The sequence below is a fragment of the Mesorhizobium sp. B2-4-17 genome, assembly GCF_006441275.1.
GTDB lineage: Bacteria > Pseudomonadota > Alphaproteobacteria > Rhizobiales > Rhizobiaceae > Mesorhizobium.
Map to the genome: position 1 here is coordinate 42296 of NZ_VFUX01000023.1, position 14387 is coordinate 56682.

Sequence of the window (14387 nt, forward strand, 5' to 3'; positions counted from 1 at the left end):
TCCTCATCACGAGGACGATGAAATGATGCATGACTTCTTCGATCTGCTGGGCATCAAGGGACCGGTCGTCGCCGCCGGTCTTGCCGGCGGCGTGCTGCGTGCGCTGTCGCGGCATCGGTACAAGCTGCGCGAGATGGTGGCTTCCCCCATCTGCGGCGCGCTCGCCGCCGCCTATTTGACGCTGCCCGTGGTGCAGTATTCCCGCGCTACGGGCCTGCCGCTGGCCAATGACGACACGACCACGCTGGCGGCGGCTTTTCTCATCGGCGTCTGCGCCATGTGGATCTCGGATATTCTGTTCGAGGTGATCGTGCGGAAATTCAGGCCAGCCCCGGAGGAATAGCCCCCGTTCTACCAGCGTCGACAACCGTGCCTGATGGCCCGGTCGATTGAAGCCCGCCTCGGTTCGCCGGGGCGGGCTCGTTTGCGTTTGTGGCTCCTGATCGGCCGCTGCCATATCCCGGCGCTGAGGCCCCGCCCGCATCCGGCTGGAGTTGTATCAGGCGAGGATGTTGACGGCGCGGGCCGCGACCAGCGCGATCGTCAGCAGCGAGATCATCGCCTCCGCCATCATCAGCAGCTTGGCGCGTTGCGAGAGCGGCAAGGTGTCGGTCGGCGAAAACGCCGTCGCGTTGGTGAAGGCCAGGAAGAAATAGTCGACGAAGCCCGGCAGCCAGTCGCGGATCTCGCGGTCGCTCAGGGTCATTTGCGGGAACAGGAAATCGGAATGCGCGCGTGTGACAAGACCGCAGGTCGGCGGCCCGCCGCGGTCGGTGCTCCAGAACCACAAGGCAAAGACGATGACATTTGTGACCCAGATGTTGAGCGCATCGACCAACAGCGTCTGCCCGCTCGAGCCGGCATGGCCCCCCAGCAGCGCGCGCACCAGGAACACCAGTGAACCGCAATTCATGACGCTGATGACGCCGGTCATCACCAGGGCTGTCCTGCGGATCATGACGCGAAACCGGCCGACCAGATACCAGTGCTTCTCCTCGACCGCCTTCTGGGTGGCGACCTGCGTCCAGGCAGTAGCCACCGACAGGGGCACCAGCAGGGCAGCTTCCAGGGCCGGCGCCAGCCAGCGCGAGCCGAAGGAAAGATCGTTGATGACCAGAAGCTGCAGGCAGATGATGACAAGCACCGCGGCACGCGCCAGCCAGAAGTCGAGCGCGCGATGGTGGATGACGGCATGCTGGTGACGCATCGAGTGTCCAGGAAGTTCGGAGGGGATCGGATGTGCGGGCTGTTTGCTCGGGGAGGCGGTGTTACGCCGAAATTCCTGCTCAATCTTGGTGTCGCAATGGCACGCAGGTATACTTTTTTGTAAGCTTTGATGTTAGGGCTGTTCGGCAAACTGGGCGATGTGGTTTAAGCGCCGCATGGTGGGAATAGATGACTCCATGGATCGTTGGGTGCCGGCAGGACTGCCCGGCACGGGCCTGGACTCGTCATCGGTCTGGCGTGGCCTGCTTCGTCACCCCTGGTATTTGCTGGCGCTTTTGTGCCTGGCGCAGATCCTGTGCTGGACGGTGGTGCCATCGCTGGTCAATCCCGCGCCGCCTGGCGACGTCGTGGAAGGCTTCATGTGGGGCCGCGAATGGGTGCTTTTGACCTACAAGCATCCGCAGCTTCCCGCCTGGCTGCTCGAGACCAGCCATCTTCTGACCGGATCGTTCCGCTGGCCGCAATATCTGCTTGCTCAGCTGACGATCTCCACGACTTTCGTCCTGGTCTATCTGCTGGCCCGCGACATGCTGGGGCGCAACCGTGCGCTGGCTGCCGTCTTGCTGCTGCCGTCGGTCTATTTCTTCGGCTGGCCAACCCCGCAATTCAATCATGACTACGCGCAGATGCCGTTCTGGGCGGCTATCTGCTGGCTGCTCTGGCGCGCCGGCCGCGGCGGCGGGCCGGGCTGGTGGCTGGCGCTCGGACTGGTGTCGGGCGTCGGGCTTTATGCCAAGTTCTCCACCGGCCTGCTGCTTGCCTTCGGTGCACTCTGGCTGCTGTGCGACGCACGTGCGCGCAGCCGGTTGGCCACGCCTTGGCCATGGCTTGGTCTTGCCGTTTTTCTCGCCGTGGCCGCGCCGCTGGCCATTGAGCTCTATCGCATCGATTTCTTGCCGCTGACCTATTTCGCCTACCGCGACGCGTGGGTGACCGAACACCGTGCCCGCCTCTACTATATCGGTGTCCAACTGGCCGGGCTCTCAGGCTTCCTCCTGGTGCTGGCCATATCGGGGCTGCTGCGGCGCACGCCAGCTCCACAGGAGCCCATCGAGCGCGGCAAGCTCGCCTATCTCGTGTGGATGGGGCTCGGGCCGGCGATGCTGATCATGGTCGCCTCGTTGTTCACCGGCACCGGCGAGTCCTGGGGGGCGCCGATGTACAATCTCATTGGCGTCGTGGTGCTCGCTTTCCTTGGCCATCGGCTTGGCGCCGTCGAGATGCGAAGGCTGGCGATCTGCGCCTTCATCTGCATCCTCACCATGTCAGGCGCATATGCGGCCATTCGCTGGACGAATTGCAACATAAGGGGGCGCATGGATGCTGTCTGCTGGCCGGCGCAGCCCATCTCTGACGAGGCGGAAGCGATCTGGCACGCAGCGGCACCTGGCCGGCTCGACATTGTCGGCGGCGATACCAACCTGGCCATGCTGGCCGGCCTCAATGCGTATGACAAGCCGTCGATCTTCACCGACCTGAATATGAAGTTCGCGCCCTGGATCACAAGCCAGCGGCTGCATGACCACGGCATGCTGATGGTCTGGTCTGGTCGCGGCGTACCGTTGCCGCTGCGGGCATGGCTGGGCAACATCCCGGTCAAGACCGTTCTTTTCAACTGGTCGCGCGGGGCACCGCCAATAGCCATCAACTTTGCTGTCATTCCGCCCGGCACGTGGTATCCGCGCGGCTGAAGCCTGTCGTCCGGTTGCCCCTGGCCGAGGCCGCCGCTCATTCCCAGGCGACTGGACGAAACGGGCGGCAATGCCCATTTATGGGGGCAACTCAATTTTCTTTGCGCAATTCCTGACGGGAAACCGTCAAACAGCCGGAATTGCTTTTTGGGAGACGAAACATGGCGACTTCGAGCGAACGAGCGGTACTTGCCGGCGGCTGCTTCTGGGGCATGCAGGATCTGATCCGGCGCTTTCCGGGTGTCCTTTCCACCCGGGTTGGCTACAGCGGCGGCGATGTGCCGAATGCCACCTATCGCAATCATGGTACCCACGCCGAGGCGATCGAGATCGATTTCGATCCGGCCAGGATCAGCTACCGCACCTTGCTGGAATTCTTCTTCCAGATCCACGATCCGACGACGCGCAACCGGCAGGGCAACGATGTCGGGATGAGCTACCGTTCGGCGATCTACTATACCAGCGACGAGCAGAAGCGCGTCGCTGAAGACACCATCGCCGACGTCGATGCTTCCGGTCTATGGCCTGGCAAGGTCGTCACCGAAGTCGCGCCGGCCGGTGACTTCTGGGAGGCCGAACCCGAGCATCAGGATTATCTGGAGAAGTATCCCAACGGCTATACCTGCCATTTCGTCAGGCCCGGCTGGAAGCTGCCGGTTCGCGAAAAGGCGGCGTCCTGACGTCTCGGCTCAAAGCATGGAACCTTGGGTCCAAACGGACGCCTCGGTTGATAACAGGCGATATCCCTGATCCGGCCGCGAATCCCTTTCGGGAGCGTTGGGAACGATATCGAAACAGAGAAAGCCGCCAGGCATCCACCCGGCGGCTTTCTCTGTTTGGGCAATGACTTATTTGCCGCAGTTCTTGTCGTTCAAGGTCGGCGCCGTGGCGTTGCCACTGGCATCGGACTGCGCACCTTGCGGGTTGGTCGGGCAATTCCGGTCCGCATTGGAATTCATGTCGCCCGGCGTGATGGTCGTGCTGTTGGTCATTGCCGGATCGAGCGTATCAGGCGAAGCTGGCGTGCTCGGTTCTACAGTGACCGACTTGCCGCTGCCGCCAGAGCCATCGGTGCCGCTCGCGCTATTGCTTTGCGCCATCGCGGAACTGGCAAGAGCGACAGTGAGCGCCGAAGCTGCGAGGATTTTCATGAACATGGCTGGTCTCCATTTTCCGTGAACTCGTCGCGTAGCGACTGGCGAAACAACCTCTCGACCTGGTGAAGGTTCCCGGAAAATTTCGCGCCGGCGCAGCCCACTGCCACTGCTCTGGCGCAACGCCTGTGGCGCAGCTCGCCGAAAAAAACCGCTTCCCCAATCGATCGAATGGTGCTTTAACGCGCTCATCCACAGGGGTGCTCCGTACGGTCGGGGCTGAGACGGGGGCGGCAAGCCCACAGACCCTAGAAGCTGATCTGGGTAATACCAGCGGAGCGAGGCGGGCGATGTTTTCAGGCGCACAGATTTCCCTATATCCCATGGCCGACGATTTCGTCGGCGTCATCCTGCGCGCGCTCGGTGCGCTCGATCCCTACCGGGATAGGTTGCGGATCGAGACCGACGACATCACGACACTGCTGGTCGGGCCGCCCGAAGTGCTGTTTCCGGCCATGCGCGATCTGTTCGTGGCGGCGGCGAGAAGCGGCAAGCATTGCGTGCTGTCGGCCGCCGTCTCGCGCGGCTGCCCGGGCGAGCCGGACGATCCGATCTGCCGCTCCGACGAGATCGGCGGCCCGGCAATCCCGCTCGGCGAGCGCAAGCTGGCCGGAATCCGTGCCGTGCAGTCGACACCTTCGACCGACCAGCCGGCGGCCGCGCAATTCTCGCTCTATGTGATGGGCACCGGCGACCACATGGACGAGATCTATGGCTGCATCGACTTCCTGAAGCAGTCGGGCGTCTTCGAGCGCTCCAAGCATTTCTGCACCAAGCTGCGCGGCGATGCCGGCGCGATCTTCGCCACGCTCAACGAAGCTTTCTGCCGCTTCGGCCCGGGCGCCGGCCACGTGACCCTCGACATCACCATTTCGGCCAACAGCCCGACCGCGGTTTGAGCGGCGCTTGGCCGCCGTCGAGGATATTGTCGTGGTTGGTTCGTTTGATCCGCCTGGGAAAGGTGCCCCTACGCCCAGGCGTCTGCCACAGGGAGCAGCGAAGCCGTCGGTGATTGGCGAAGGCGGCGATGACAGCCGATCTCCCCCCTTGTGGGGGAGATGCCTGGCAAGGCAGAGGGGGGCGCTGTCCCGCCGACCTATCAGGTGGTTACGCTCAGCACCTTCAGCACAAGTCTCGAAGGATGGCGTTCCTTCGCGCCCCCCTCTGTCCTGCCGGACATCTCCCCCACAAGGGGGGAGATCGGCTGTCACCGCCGCTTTCGCCAGAGCAGCCCCCGCGGCCCTCGCTTTCGCCCTGCTGCTTGCCGCCTGGGAGCTCTACGCCCGCTTCGGCGGCATCGCGCCCACCGTGCTGCCGGCGCCGTCGCGCGTGCTGGCGCAGGCGTGGGAGAACCGCGCAGCGCTGGCCGACAACACGCTGCCCACCATCGGCGCCACGCTGGCCGGCTTTGCCTGCTCGCTCGCCGCCGCCTTCGTGCTTTCAACGGTGGTCGATTTCCTGCCGAGGCTGCGCCGCGCGCTGTTCCCGATCCTGATCGCCAGCCAGACCTTGCCGCTGGTGGCGATCGCGCCACTGGTGGTGCTGTGGTTCGGCTTCGGGCTGCTGCCAAAGATCCTGCTCGTCGCGCTGGTCACCTTCTTCCCGATGATGGTGGCGCTGGTCGAAGGTTATGCGTCGACCAGCAAAGAGATTGCCCAGATGCTCGCCGCCATGGGGGCGGGGCGCTGGCGCATTTTCTGGCTGGCTCGTCTGCCTTCGGCGCTGCCCTATTTCTTTGCCGGCCTCCGCATTTCCATCACCTATGCCGTGGTCGGCGCGATCTTCGCCGAATATGCCGGCGCGGCGAAGGGGCTGGGCATCTACATGCTGAGCGCCAAGAACAATTTCCGGCCCGACCTGGTGCTCGCCGCGGTCGCCGTCAGCTCGGCGCTGACGCTTGCCTTGTTCGGACTGGCGGTGCTCGTCCAGCGCCTTGCCATGCCGTGGGAAAGGGCTGGGCGCGATGCAAAGCCGGAGCCGGCCGAGGAGGACCGGTCATGACCCGGCTGGAAGTCCGCGACGTGCGCAAGAACTTCGGCGCGCTCGAGGTGCTCTCCGGCATCTCGATGACCGTGGACGATGGCGAGTTCGTCTCTATCCTCGGGCCGTCCGGCGCCGGCAAGTCGACGCTCCTCCAGTTGCTGACCGGTGCGATTGCGGGCGAGGGCGAGATGCGCTTCGACGGCGCGCCGCTGGACGATCACGGCCGCCATTTCGCTTTCATGCCGCAGCGCGACGCGCTGATGCCATGGCGGCGCGTCATCGACAACGCCGCGCTTGGACTGGAGGTGCAGGGCGTGAGGCGCCGCGCCGCGCGCGAGCGGGTCGCGCCCCTGTTCGCCGAGTTCGGCCTTGCCGGCTTCGAGCGCGCCTGGCCGGCCGAACTGTCCGGCGGCATGCGCCAGCGCGCCGCCTTGCTGCGCACCGTGGTGCAGCAGCGCGACATGCTTCTGCTCGACGAGCCTTTCGGCGCGCTCGACGCGCTCACCCGCACGGCCATGCAGCGCTGGCTGGAGAAGATGTGGGCGAGCCATCGCTGGACGGCGCTGCTCATCACCCATGACGTGCGCGAGGCGGTGCTTCTGTCCGACCGCATCTATGTGCTGTCGGAGCGGCCTGCGCGTGTCGTTGCCGAAGTGGCCGTGCCGCTACCGCGCCCGCGCACCGAAAGTGCAGCGCTCGCCCGCGAGGCAGCGGCAATCGAGGCCAGCATCCTCGACACGCTGCTGGGGGCAGGCCGAACCGAATTCCCGATCGTTTGATGGCCCGATTGTTTGATGGAGAGAAAAATGACTGAACTCAACCGCCGCCAGGCGCTGCTCCTGGCTTTGGCCGCCGGCCTGCCGCTGGCTTCGCTCGCCGGGGCCGCACGCGCCAGGGCGGAAGCGCAAAAAATCACCATCGCGCTCGACTGGACTGTCAACACCAACCACATCGGTCTGTTCGTCGCTTGCGACAAGGGTTTCTACCGCGATGCCGGGCTCGATGTCGAAATCCTGCCCTATGGCGATACCGGCTCGGGCACGCTGGTCGCCAACCGCGTCGCCGATTTCGGCATTTCCGGCGCGCTCGGCCTGTTCACGCAGAAGAGCGCGGGCGCGGATCTCAAGGCGGTCTATGCCGTCGTCCAGTCGGAGACCGGCCGCGTCGTCTTCAACGCCGACCGCGCCGCTATCAAGAGCCCGAAGGATCTTGACGGCCTGACCTATGGCGGTTTCGGCAGCGCCTGGGAGAACGCGCTGATCTCGACCATCATCCGCCACGACGGCGGCAAGGGCGATTTCAAGACAGTGACGCTCGGTACCTCGGCTTATGATGCGCTGGCGAGCAGCGCCGTGGATTTCACGCTGGAAGTCTCGACCTGGGAAGGCGTGGAGGCCGGGCTCAAGGGCCTGAAGCAGCGCAGCTTCCGTTACGCCGACTACGGCGTGCCGGACGAGCACACCACCTTCATCGCTTCCAGCAATGCGTTCCTGTCGGCTAATCCAAAGGCGGCCGCCGCCTTCGTGCAGGCGACACGGCGCGGCTACGAGTTCGCCGTCGACCAGCCGCAAGAGGCCGGCGACCTCTTGATTACCGCGAACAAGGATACGCTCACCAATCCGGCTTTGATCCAAGCCTCGCTGAAGGCGCTGAACGACGGTCATTTCCTGAAGAGTGCCGCCGGCGCTATCGGCACCATCGACAAGGCCAAGGTCGAGGCGATGGGCGGGTATTTGTTCTCGTCGGGAATACTGCTCGATGGCAATGGCAAGGCGCTGAAGCAAAAGCCGGATTTCGAGGGGTATTTCACCAACGAGTTTGTAGGCGCCTGAGCGAAGGAACGCGGCGTCCGGTCAAGACACGTCAGCCGCCGCGCCTAATTCTTCGCGATGGCGTAGAGCAGGGCGGTTTTGATGTGCCACCCAGGCTCGCCTTGCAGCGACAGGGCGGCGGCGTAGAACTTCGCGACGGCGGGGCAGAGACCCTCAAAGTCCTGGTCTACGTTCGCGATGGCGTCCATCTCGACCGGCGTGCCGCCGCTTCTGATGAAGGCGTCGGCGACCAGCGACCAGTCCTGATCGCTGGGCATGGCCGCCGGCAAACCGCTTCTTTTTGGCTGCGCCGAAGGCGTTGAACAGCGTGGCACCAATCTTGTCCGGGTGAGCCAGGACATCGTGGCCGGGCGCGCTGATCGCGTCCGGCCCATTGCGCAGGTAATTGTTGCACGTGGCAGGCGTTTCTCGTGCCATGACATGATTGAGCATGTCGAGCTGCGCGGAAAGCGCTTGCGAGACCTCGCTGTCCGGCGCTGAAGTCAGGAGCGGTGTATATCTTTGCCTCGGATCGGCGACCGCCTGTCTGCTGACATTGCGCACTTCTGTTCCACTTCCGGTCTGGGCCGCGGCAGTGATCTTGCGCAGCATCGCATCGTAATCGTCCGGAAATTCCCGGGCGATCGCCTTGAATATCTGGAGGCCCTGCTTCCGGATCTCGGCATCGACGTCGGCGGTGGTCATCGGCTGGGGCGACCTCGCCACCGTCTCGTAGAGATCTGAAGTATGCCGAAGCCTGCTTGTTATCGAGCGCAATCGCCTCGCTGTAATCGGCGATCGACCGATCGTAATCCTGCTTGTCGTCCCGGGCGACGGCCCGATAGATGTATGCGGTGGCGCGGATGCTCGGCGGCTCCGCGGTGTCCTCGGCAATCGCCGTGCAGGCGGCTATGTGCTTGTCCGGCTCGACACTCTCGCCAATGCAGGTTGCATAGTCCTTCTCTGACGCGAGGACCGGTGCGTTCAGCGCAAGGATGACCGCAAGCCCAGCCAATTGCCGCCGTTTGAGGAGGTCTTCGCCTGCACGAATGATACGATAGCAGCGGCGACTAGCCCCGCACCCTTCCAACTCGCCATTTGGCTGGTCCTCCCCCGAAAACCCTGGTCCACTTCAGCGGTAATCCGCCTATTGTTCTTTATTTGTTCCGCAATGCAAGCATAAATTGCAATATAGAAGACACAGTCTGCATCGCGGTTCCCGCAGCCCGCTCGCTGGTTGAGGGCGTTGCTTCCCGTTCAATCCCGATCTGACCTTGCCGGTTAACCGCCCGGCAATGGTTGCGTGCAAAGGTCGCCGCGAGGGATCATCGGGGTGTTTGCCTTGCTTATGCCAAAAAGTGAAGCGCTCTCGCGTGCCAACCGGGACGGGGTTTTGTCCGAAGCGCGCAAGCGCGAGATCCTGACCGACCTGCGCGAAGGCTTCTTTCGCGCCTGCGCCCTGGCCTGCGCGGGACTGTTCGTCTATCGCGGCGTCTATCAACTGCTGGAGGATCCGACCCGGCTCAACGTCGCGCTGGTTGCGATTTCCGAGATACTCACCTTCACCTGGCTGCTTTTGTCGCGGCGTCCGGTGACGCGTGACTGGAATCCGCTTGCGGTCATCGTCTCCGTGACCGCAAGTTTTGGAGTAGCGTTGATCAGCCTCAAACCTGGCATGGCGCTTGTTCCAGTCTACATCGCCGCACCGCTGCAGGTGATCGCGTTGTTGTTTGTCATCTGGGGCAAGATATCGCTGGGCCGCTCCTTTGCCATCCTGCCTGCCAATCGCGGCGTGATGACGGGCGGCGCCTACCGGCTTGTGCGGCACCCGATTTACGCCGGCTATCTTGCCGGACACGTGCTCTACCTGCTGTCGGCCTTTTCCTTCCACAATCTCGCGATCTATGCGGTCATCACCTACATGCAGTTGTATCGGATACTACGCGAGGAGGCCCTGCTGGCCGCCGAGCCGGAGTATCGCGCCTATATGGAACGTGTGCGCTACAGGCTGTTCCAACGGATATTCTGAAGGCAAGGTTAGCCGACCTGTTTGGATTGATTGGTCGCCTTCCGGCGACCGGCACGCGATTTTCGTGCTATCCGCGGAGCCGCACACCGACAATGACGGGATCTCCTCAGCGGCTAAAATCGCTTTTCTTTCCGAATAAATGATAATACCGATAACATCGGTTTCGACCAAGAAATATTTTCTGCGAGTATGGTGCATTTTTATTATTTTTATAAGTTCCCCATTCAAGCAATAAATACCATCATATTTACAAATATACCCCGCTTTGAACCAAAGATCATCTCCGACGTAGCTGTGATTGCAATCGGCGGTGCGCCGACTGCCTTAGCGCAACAGGAGAGTGTTATGACTTTTACTATCAAGACAGTCGCCAGTGTGTTGGCGGGAAGTGCGATAGTCGTCGTCCTTTCGATGCCGGTGAGTGCAGCGGGGCTAGGTGTCAGCGCCTCGGTGGGTGGTAGCGGCGGTGTCAACGCTGGTGTCGGCGCCAATGGAGGCGGTGGCGGGGGTGGCAATGCTGGCGTCGGCGGGCAATGCTGGGCTCAGTGCCTCCATCGGCGGCAGCAACGGCATCGCCGCGAACGCCAATGTCGGCGGCACGAGCGGCATCACCGCCGGGCTTGGCGCCAATGTTGGCGACACGAGCGGCATCGGCATCGGTGGAGCCAATCCGAGCAGCCTGTCAAACCCCACCAATCTCAGCCAAACGAGCTTGTCCGGCACCGTGGCCCAGATGTCTAACAGCCAGGTGGCTCGCATGAAGAAGCGCTGTGTCGACGTGCTGAGCAACGAGGGCGCTTACGATCGCGACCTGCGCCAACTCTGCCTGTTGATCGCCCGCCGCTGAGCCCTCAGGATGAGCAGTGCGGAACCAGCCGCGAGGCTTTCAAGCGCACTCTCCTAGCCTCCGGCCGGTCGGAAAGTCCGTCGCTCCTGGCGGGCTTTCCGCGTCATTGGGTCTTCTCAGGTCGCCCCGAATGATCGCTCCTCGCCTTGGATCCGCAACCTATCACGGCGCCAAGAGGGTGGAGCTAACTCATTTGACGAACCCTTCTTGCTTGGCGATCCTCGCGGGGGCGGAACGGTAAGGCCGCTCGAGCGTTCTCATCTTCGAACATCGCAGCAAGCGATGTCTAACCGGCGCACGAGCGCACAAAGGAGCGGGAATCATGAGCTTAGGCACCATACTCATCATCCTTCTAGTCCTTGCGTTACTTGGCGGCTTCAGCGGACTCGGCGGCGGGCCGTTCTACGGAACCGGCTATTATGGGGGCGGCGGACTCGGACTTGTGCTGCTGATCGTCATCATCCTTGTCGTGCTCGGACGCATCTAGAGGCGCGATTCGATCCATGGTGATCGCGACTTCGTGACCGTATCGATATCGTTGCGCACCGGATTGTGATGGAAAAAGCCAGCTTGTGATCCGGTATCGCGCGAGATTCAGGTATAGTGGTGGCGGTCCACACCCCCCGTGGAAACAAGAGGAGAGGGTCCCACCCCTTATCCTCCTCCAAGGCCCGCCCCGGCTTCCCGGAGCGGGCTTTCTTTTTCTCCGGGCACGGTGTCGACGCCTTGCCGACCTTGGCGCCGTGGATGTCGAGCGTTGCCTGCTTGGCGGTGGCTGCCTGCCAGTCCGTGCTCTCAGCTTGCCTGCGTTGATGCGGGGGGCATTCATCGCTTGATCGTTGACAGAGCTGCCGCGTCAGAGTACAGGATTACACAGGTTCACTGGACAGGTGCCCATATGAAGCGCGGCGCGATTCAGCTCTCTCCCGGTACGGGCAAGCCCGAGCAGATCGCCACCGTTCTGGAGCATGAAATCCGCTCCGGCGTGCTCGGCTTCGGCGATCGCCTGCAAAGCGAGAATGAACTCGTCCAGCGCTTCTCCGTCAGCCGCAACACGGTCCGCAAGGGCCTTGAGGAACTGTCCAGCCGCGGGCTGATCACCACCAAGGTCGGTATCGGCTCCTTCGTCACTTTCGACGGCAAGCCGGTCGACGACGCGATCGGCTGGTCGCGGGCGCTGGCCAATGCCGGCGCCAATGCCGAGACAAGGACGCTGCGGCTCGAGGTGATCGAAGATGCGGGGCTTGCCGCGCTGCTTGAGATCGAAAGCCCGTTCTTCATCGCCGTCGATCGTGTACGCACCAATGCCAGAGACGGTCATGCGATCTCCATCGAGCGCAGCCGCCTGCCGCTGTCGCCGGAACTCGAAGACGTTCCGCTGCGCGGCCTGCGCGAGGGATCGCTGCACCAGACGCTGCGCGCCGCCGGGCTCGTGCCCGACCATGGCGAGGAATGGATCGGGATCGAGATGCTGAATGCCGAGGACGCGGCCATCCTCGGCTGCCCTGAGGGCACGCCATTCCTGCGTGGCCGCCGGTTGACCCGTGCCGCTGATGACCGGCCGATCGAATATGTCACCAGTCTGCTCAACCCAGCGCATTTCGCGCTGCATATGAGGTTCTGAGCGATGTCGGACAAAGCGACGGACATGATCGACCGCGCCATGGGCGCTCTCATCGGCGGGGCGCTGGGAGATGCGCTCGGCATGCCGACGCAGCTTCTGTCGCCGGCGCGGATCGCCGAGCTCTACGGTCATGTCGAGGATTTCGTCGCGCCCGTTGCCGACCATCCGGTTTCGAAGGGGCTGGCGGCCGGCACCATCACCGACGATACCGAACAGGCGCTGCTGCTTGGCCGCATCCTCATCGAATCCGGCGACCGCTTCGACCACACGCGCTGGGTCAACGCGCTGCTCGACTGGGAGCGTGACGTCAAGGCGCGCGGCAGCTACGATCTGCTCGGGCCGTCCACCAAGCGCGCCATCGACGCCATCAACAATGGTGTGCCAGCCGAGGACGCGGGGCGTGGCGGGGACACCAATGGTGCAGCCATGCGCATCGCGCCGGTCGGCATCATGATGCCGGTCGAAGCGCTGGAGGCTTTGGTCGCCAAGGTGGCCGAGACCTGCCGGGCGACACACAACACCTCGATCGCCATTGCCTCGGCCGCTGCCGTCGCGGCCGCTGTCAGCCGCGGCGTTTCCGGCGGTGACTGGCGCGCCGCCTCCGACAGTGCCGTCGTGGCCGCGGGGCGAGGGGCGACGCTCGGCTACTGGGTGACCGGCGGCGATATCGCCGCGCGTATCGTCTGGGCGCAGGATCTGGTGCGTGGCAAAGCGACGAGGGACGCGATCCGGCTGATCACCGACCTGGTCGGCACCGGCGTCGCCAGCCAGGAGTCCGTTCCGGCCGCCTTCGCGGTGCTGGAAGTCGCCGGCGGCGATCCCTGGCAAGCGGCGGTCATCAGCGCCAATCTCGGCGGCGACACCGACACGATCGGCGCCATTGCGGCCGGCATGGGGGGCGCCTGCACTGGTCTTTCGAAGTTGCCGCGACAGCACGTCGCGCGCCTCCTTGGCATCGACATTGAGCAAGTTCGCGAACTCGCCGGCGACCTCGTCGCGGCGCGATTGGCGAAAACCGGCTCCGGCAAGGATGCGGCGGCATGAGTGGGCGGCTCGTCCATATCGGCAGCGCGGTGGTCGACTACGTCTACCGTATCGACGCCTTGCCGGCGCCGGGCACGGAGAAGACGGCGTCAACCTATGCCCAAGTCGCTGGCGGCGGCTTCAACATGATGGTCGCGGCCAGCCGGACCGGCATGACAGTGGTGTTTGGCGGCCAGCTCGGCAGCGGGCCGAACGGCGACTTCCTGCGTGCCGCCTTTGCCGCCAAGGGCATCGAAACGCTGACGCCGCCATCGCCTGCCATGGACAGCGGCAATTGCGTCGCGATGATCTCAAGCGATGCCGAACGCACTTTCGTCTCATGGCCGGGTGCGGAGAGTATTCTTAGCCTCGACATGATGGCGCCCGTGGTCGTCGCGCAGGGCGACTGGGTATTCACCTCGGGCTATACGCTGAGCTATCCCGGAAGCCGCAAGGCGCTCACCGACTGGATCGAGGCGCTGCCTGCGCAGACCCCTTTCGTCTTTGACCCGACGCCGGTCATCTCGCACATTCCGCGTGCCATCCTGTCGCGAGTGCTTGCTCGTACGACCTGGCTAAGCTGCAACGCGACGGAGGCCGCCGAGATTGCCGGCCCTGGTGACGTCGAGGCACTCGCGGGGCGACTGCTTGCGGACCATTGCCCAAAAGCCGATGGCATCATCATCCGCAGCGGCGCCAAGGGCTGTCATGTGCGGCTGGCAAATGGTTCCGCCCAGAGTATTCCGGGATTCGAGGTAGCGGCGGTGGACACCAATGGCGCCGGCGACACCCATATCGGCGCCTTCGTCAGCGCGCTGTCGAATGGTGTTCCGCCGTTCGAGGCGGCGCGCTACGCCAATGCGGCGGCCGCCATTTCAGTCACCCGTTATGGCGGTTCGTCGGCGCCGACGGACGCCGAAATCCAGACTTTCCTGGGCGAGGGCGCGGCCGGCGCGCCCGGCCAGGCACAGAAGGCCCATCAGACAGCCTGACAAGCC

16 protein-coding genes and 1 riboswitch are annotated in these 14387 nt (G+C 63.8%); of the genes, 13 read left to right on the forward strand and 3 right to left on the reverse strand.

The genetic code is table 11. From position 1 onward, the window contains the following. The first annotated feature begins 25 nt into the window (after positions 1-25). Positions 26-343 (forward strand): hypothetical protein, encoded by a 318-nt coding sequence (locus FJ548_RS18875; RefSeq protein ID WP_140741805.1) that lies wholly within the window; start codon positions 26-28, stop codon positions 341-343. Positions 344-499: 156 nt separating this feature from the next. Here FJ548_RS18875 and FJ548_RS18880 read toward each other — a convergent pair whose 3' ends face one another. Continuing rightward, entirely contained in the window at positions 500-1207 is a 708-nt protein-coding gene (locus tag FJ548_RS18880; protein WP_140778652.1) for a hypothetical protein, read from the reverse strand. A 196-nt stretch (positions 1208-1403) separates the two neighbouring features. On the opposite strand from FJ548_RS18880, the gene FJ548_RS18885 reads away from it, so the two are divergent. Together FJ548_RS18885 and msrA are read left to right on the forward strand one after the other, a co-directional pair. Further along, positions 1404-2918 carry a glycosyltransferase family 39 protein gene (locus FJ548_RS18885; protein WP_140778653.1) on the forward strand — a complete coding sequence of 505 codons (1515 nt, stop codon included), beginning with the start codon at positions 1404-1406 and terminating at the stop codon, positions 2916-2918. A gap of 161 nt (positions 2919-3079) precedes the next feature. Next, the gene (gene msrA / locus FJ548_RS18890) at positions 3080-3598 is read left to right on the forward strand and encodes a peptide-methionine (S)-S-oxide reductase MsrA (RefSeq protein ID WP_140778654.1); all 519 of its coding nucleotides are present in this window, start codon (positions 3080-3082) and stop codon (positions 3596-3598) included. 168 nt (positions 3599-3766) lie between these two features. On the opposite strand, the gene FJ548_RS18895 is transcribed toward msrA, so the two are convergent. Further along, a complete protein-coding gene (locus FJ548_RS18895) occupies positions 3767-4075 on the reverse strand; it encodes a hypothetical protein (protein ID WP_140778655.1) in 309 nt (102 codons plus the stop codon). A 183-nt stretch (positions 4076-4258) separates the two neighbouring features. Beyond that, positions 4259-4372, forward strand: a riboswitch (TPP riboswitch). Between FJ548_RS18895 and FJ548_RS18900 the strand changes: the two genes are divergently transcribed. From FJ548_RS18900 to FJ548_RS18915, 4 genes are all read left to right on the forward strand, one after another. Further along, positions 4363-4971: a YkoF family thiamine/hydroxymethylpyrimidine-binding protein gene (locus FJ548_RS18900; protein ID WP_140695079.1), complete on the forward strand. Its 609-nt coding sequence runs from the start codon at positions 4363-4365 to the stop codon at positions 4969-4971. Its footprint overlaps the riboswitch before it by 10 nt. 265 nt (positions 4972-5236) lie before the next feature. Further along, positions 5237-6073 (forward strand): ABC transporter permease, encoded by an 837-nt coding sequence (locus tag FJ548_RS18905; protein ID WP_140778683.1) that lies wholly within the window; start codon positions 5237-5239, stop codon positions 6071-6073. Continuing rightward, positions 6070-6834 carry an ABC transporter ATP-binding protein gene (locus FJ548_RS18910; protein ID WP_140778656.1) on the forward strand — a complete coding sequence of 255 codons (765 nt, stop codon included), beginning with the start codon at positions 6070-6072 and terminating at the stop codon, positions 6832-6834. Before FJ548_RS18905 ends, FJ548_RS18910 begins: the two co-directional genes overlap by 4 nt. Positions 6835-6861: 27 nt before the next feature. Then, on the forward strand, positions 6862-7887 hold the full coding sequence (locus FJ548_RS18915) for an ABC transporter substrate-binding protein (protein WP_140778657.1): 1026 nt from the start codon (positions 6862-6864) through the stop codon (positions 7885-7887). Between the two features lie 153 nt (positions 7888-8040). Here the strand turns inward: FJ548_RS18915 and FJ548_RS18920 are convergent, their stop codons facing one another. Then, positions 8041-8571 (reverse strand): hypothetical protein, encoded by a 531-nt coding sequence (locus FJ548_RS18920; protein ID WP_181168844.1) that lies wholly within the window; start codon positions 8569-8571, stop codon positions 8041-8043. A 688-nt stretch (positions 8572-9259) separates the two neighbouring features. Here FJ548_RS18920 and FJ548_RS18930 point away from each other — a divergent pair. The 6 genes from FJ548_RS18930 to FJ548_RS18955 all read left to right on the forward strand — a co-directional run bounded on the left by FJ548_RS18930 (position 9260) and on the right by FJ548_RS18955 (position 14381). Beyond that, positions 9260-9895 (forward strand): isoprenylcysteine carboxylmethyltransferase family protein, encoded by a 636-nt coding sequence (locus tag FJ548_RS18930; protein ID WP_246678712.1) that lies wholly within the window; start codon positions 9260-9262, stop codon positions 9893-9895. Positions 9896-10409: 514 nt separating this feature from the next. Next, positions 10410-10742 carry a hypothetical protein gene (locus FJ548_RS18935; RefSeq protein WP_246678713.1) on the forward strand — a complete coding sequence of 111 codons (333 nt, stop codon included), beginning with the start codon at positions 10410-10412 and terminating at the stop codon, positions 10740-10742. Positions 10743-11064: 322 nt separating this feature from the next. After that, positions 11065-11229: a DUF3309 family protein gene (locus tag FJ548_RS18940; RefSeq protein WP_140609053.1), complete on the forward strand. Its 165-nt coding sequence runs from the start codon at positions 11065-11067 to the stop codon at positions 11227-11229. Positions 11230-11640: 411 nt separating this feature from the next. Continuing rightward, positions 11641-12366: a GntR family transcriptional regulator gene (locus FJ548_RS18945; protein ID WP_140609051.1), complete on the forward strand. Its 726-nt coding sequence runs from the start codon at positions 11641-11643 to the stop codon at positions 12364-12366. A gap of 3 nt (positions 12367-12369) precedes the next feature. After that, positions 12370-13410 (forward strand): ADP-ribosylglycohydrolase family protein, encoded by a 1041-nt coding sequence (locus FJ548_RS18950; RefSeq protein WP_140778659.1) that lies wholly within the window; start codon positions 12370-12372, stop codon positions 13408-13410. Then, on the forward strand, positions 13407-14381 hold the full coding sequence (locus tag FJ548_RS18955; RefSeq protein ID WP_140778660.1) for a PfkB family carbohydrate kinase: 975 nt from the start codon (positions 13407-13409) through the stop codon (positions 14379-14381). The genes FJ548_RS18950 and FJ548_RS18955 overlap by 4 nt, the downstream gene beginning before the upstream one ends. Positions 14382-14387: the final 6 nt, after the last annotated feature.

Bases quoted from the DNA above. Each gene is read 5' to 3' on its own strand.
- FJ548_RS18880 (WP_140778652.1), bottom strand. From the start codon at position 1,207: ATGCGTCACCAGCATGCCGTCATCCACCATCGCGCGCTCGACTTCTGG.
- FJ548_RS18910 (WP_140778656.1), top strand. From the start codon at position 6,070: ATGACCCGGCTGGAAGTCCGCGACGTGCGCAAGAACTTCGGCGCGCTC.
- FJ548_RS18945 (WP_140609051.1), top strand. From the start codon at position 11,641: ATGAAGCGCGGCGCGATTCAGCTCTCTCCCGGTACGGGCAAGCCCGAG.
- FJ548_RS18950 (WP_140778659.1), top strand. From the start codon at position 12,370: ATGTCGGACAAAGCGACGGACATGATCGACCGCGCCATGGGCGCTCTC.
- FJ548_RS18885 (WP_140778653.1), top strand. From the start codon at position 1,404: ATGGATCGTTGGGTGCCGGCAGGACTGCCCGGCACGGGCCTGGACTCG.
- msrA (WP_140778654.1), top strand. From the start codon at position 3,080: ATGGCGACTTCGAGCGAACGAGCGGTACTTGCCGGCGGCTGCTTCTGG.
- FJ548_RS18900 (WP_140695079.1), top strand. From the start codon at position 4,363: ATGTTTTCAGGCGCACAGATTTCCCTATATCCCATGGCCGACGATTTC.
- FJ548_RS18955 (WP_140778660.1), top strand. From the start codon at position 13,407: ATGAGTGGGCGGCTCGTCCATATCGGCAGCGCGGTGGTCGACTACGTC.
- FJ548_RS18895 (WP_140778655.1), bottom strand. From the start codon at position 4,075: ATGTTCATGAAAATCCTCGCAGCTTCGGCGCTCACTGTCGCTCTTGCC.
- FJ548_RS18940 (WP_140609053.1), top strand. From the start codon at position 11,065: ATGAGCTTAGGCACCATACTCATCATCCTTCTAGTCCTTGCGTTACTT.
- FJ548_RS18875 (WP_140741805.1), top strand. From the start codon at position 26: ATGCATGACTTCTTCGATCTGCTGGGCATCAAGGGACCGGTCGTCGCC.
- FJ548_RS18935 (WP_246678713.1), top strand. From the start codon at position 10,410: ATGCTGGCGTCGGCGGGCAATGCTGGGCTCAGTGCCTCCATCGGCGGC.
- FJ548_RS18915 (WP_140778657.1), top strand. From the start codon at position 6,862: ATGACTGAACTCAACCGCCGCCAGGCGCTGCTCCTGGCTTTGGCCGCC.
- FJ548_RS18920 (WP_181168844.1), bottom strand. From the start codon at position 8,571: ATGACCACCGCCGACGTCGATGCCGAGATCCGGAAGCAGGGCCTCCAG.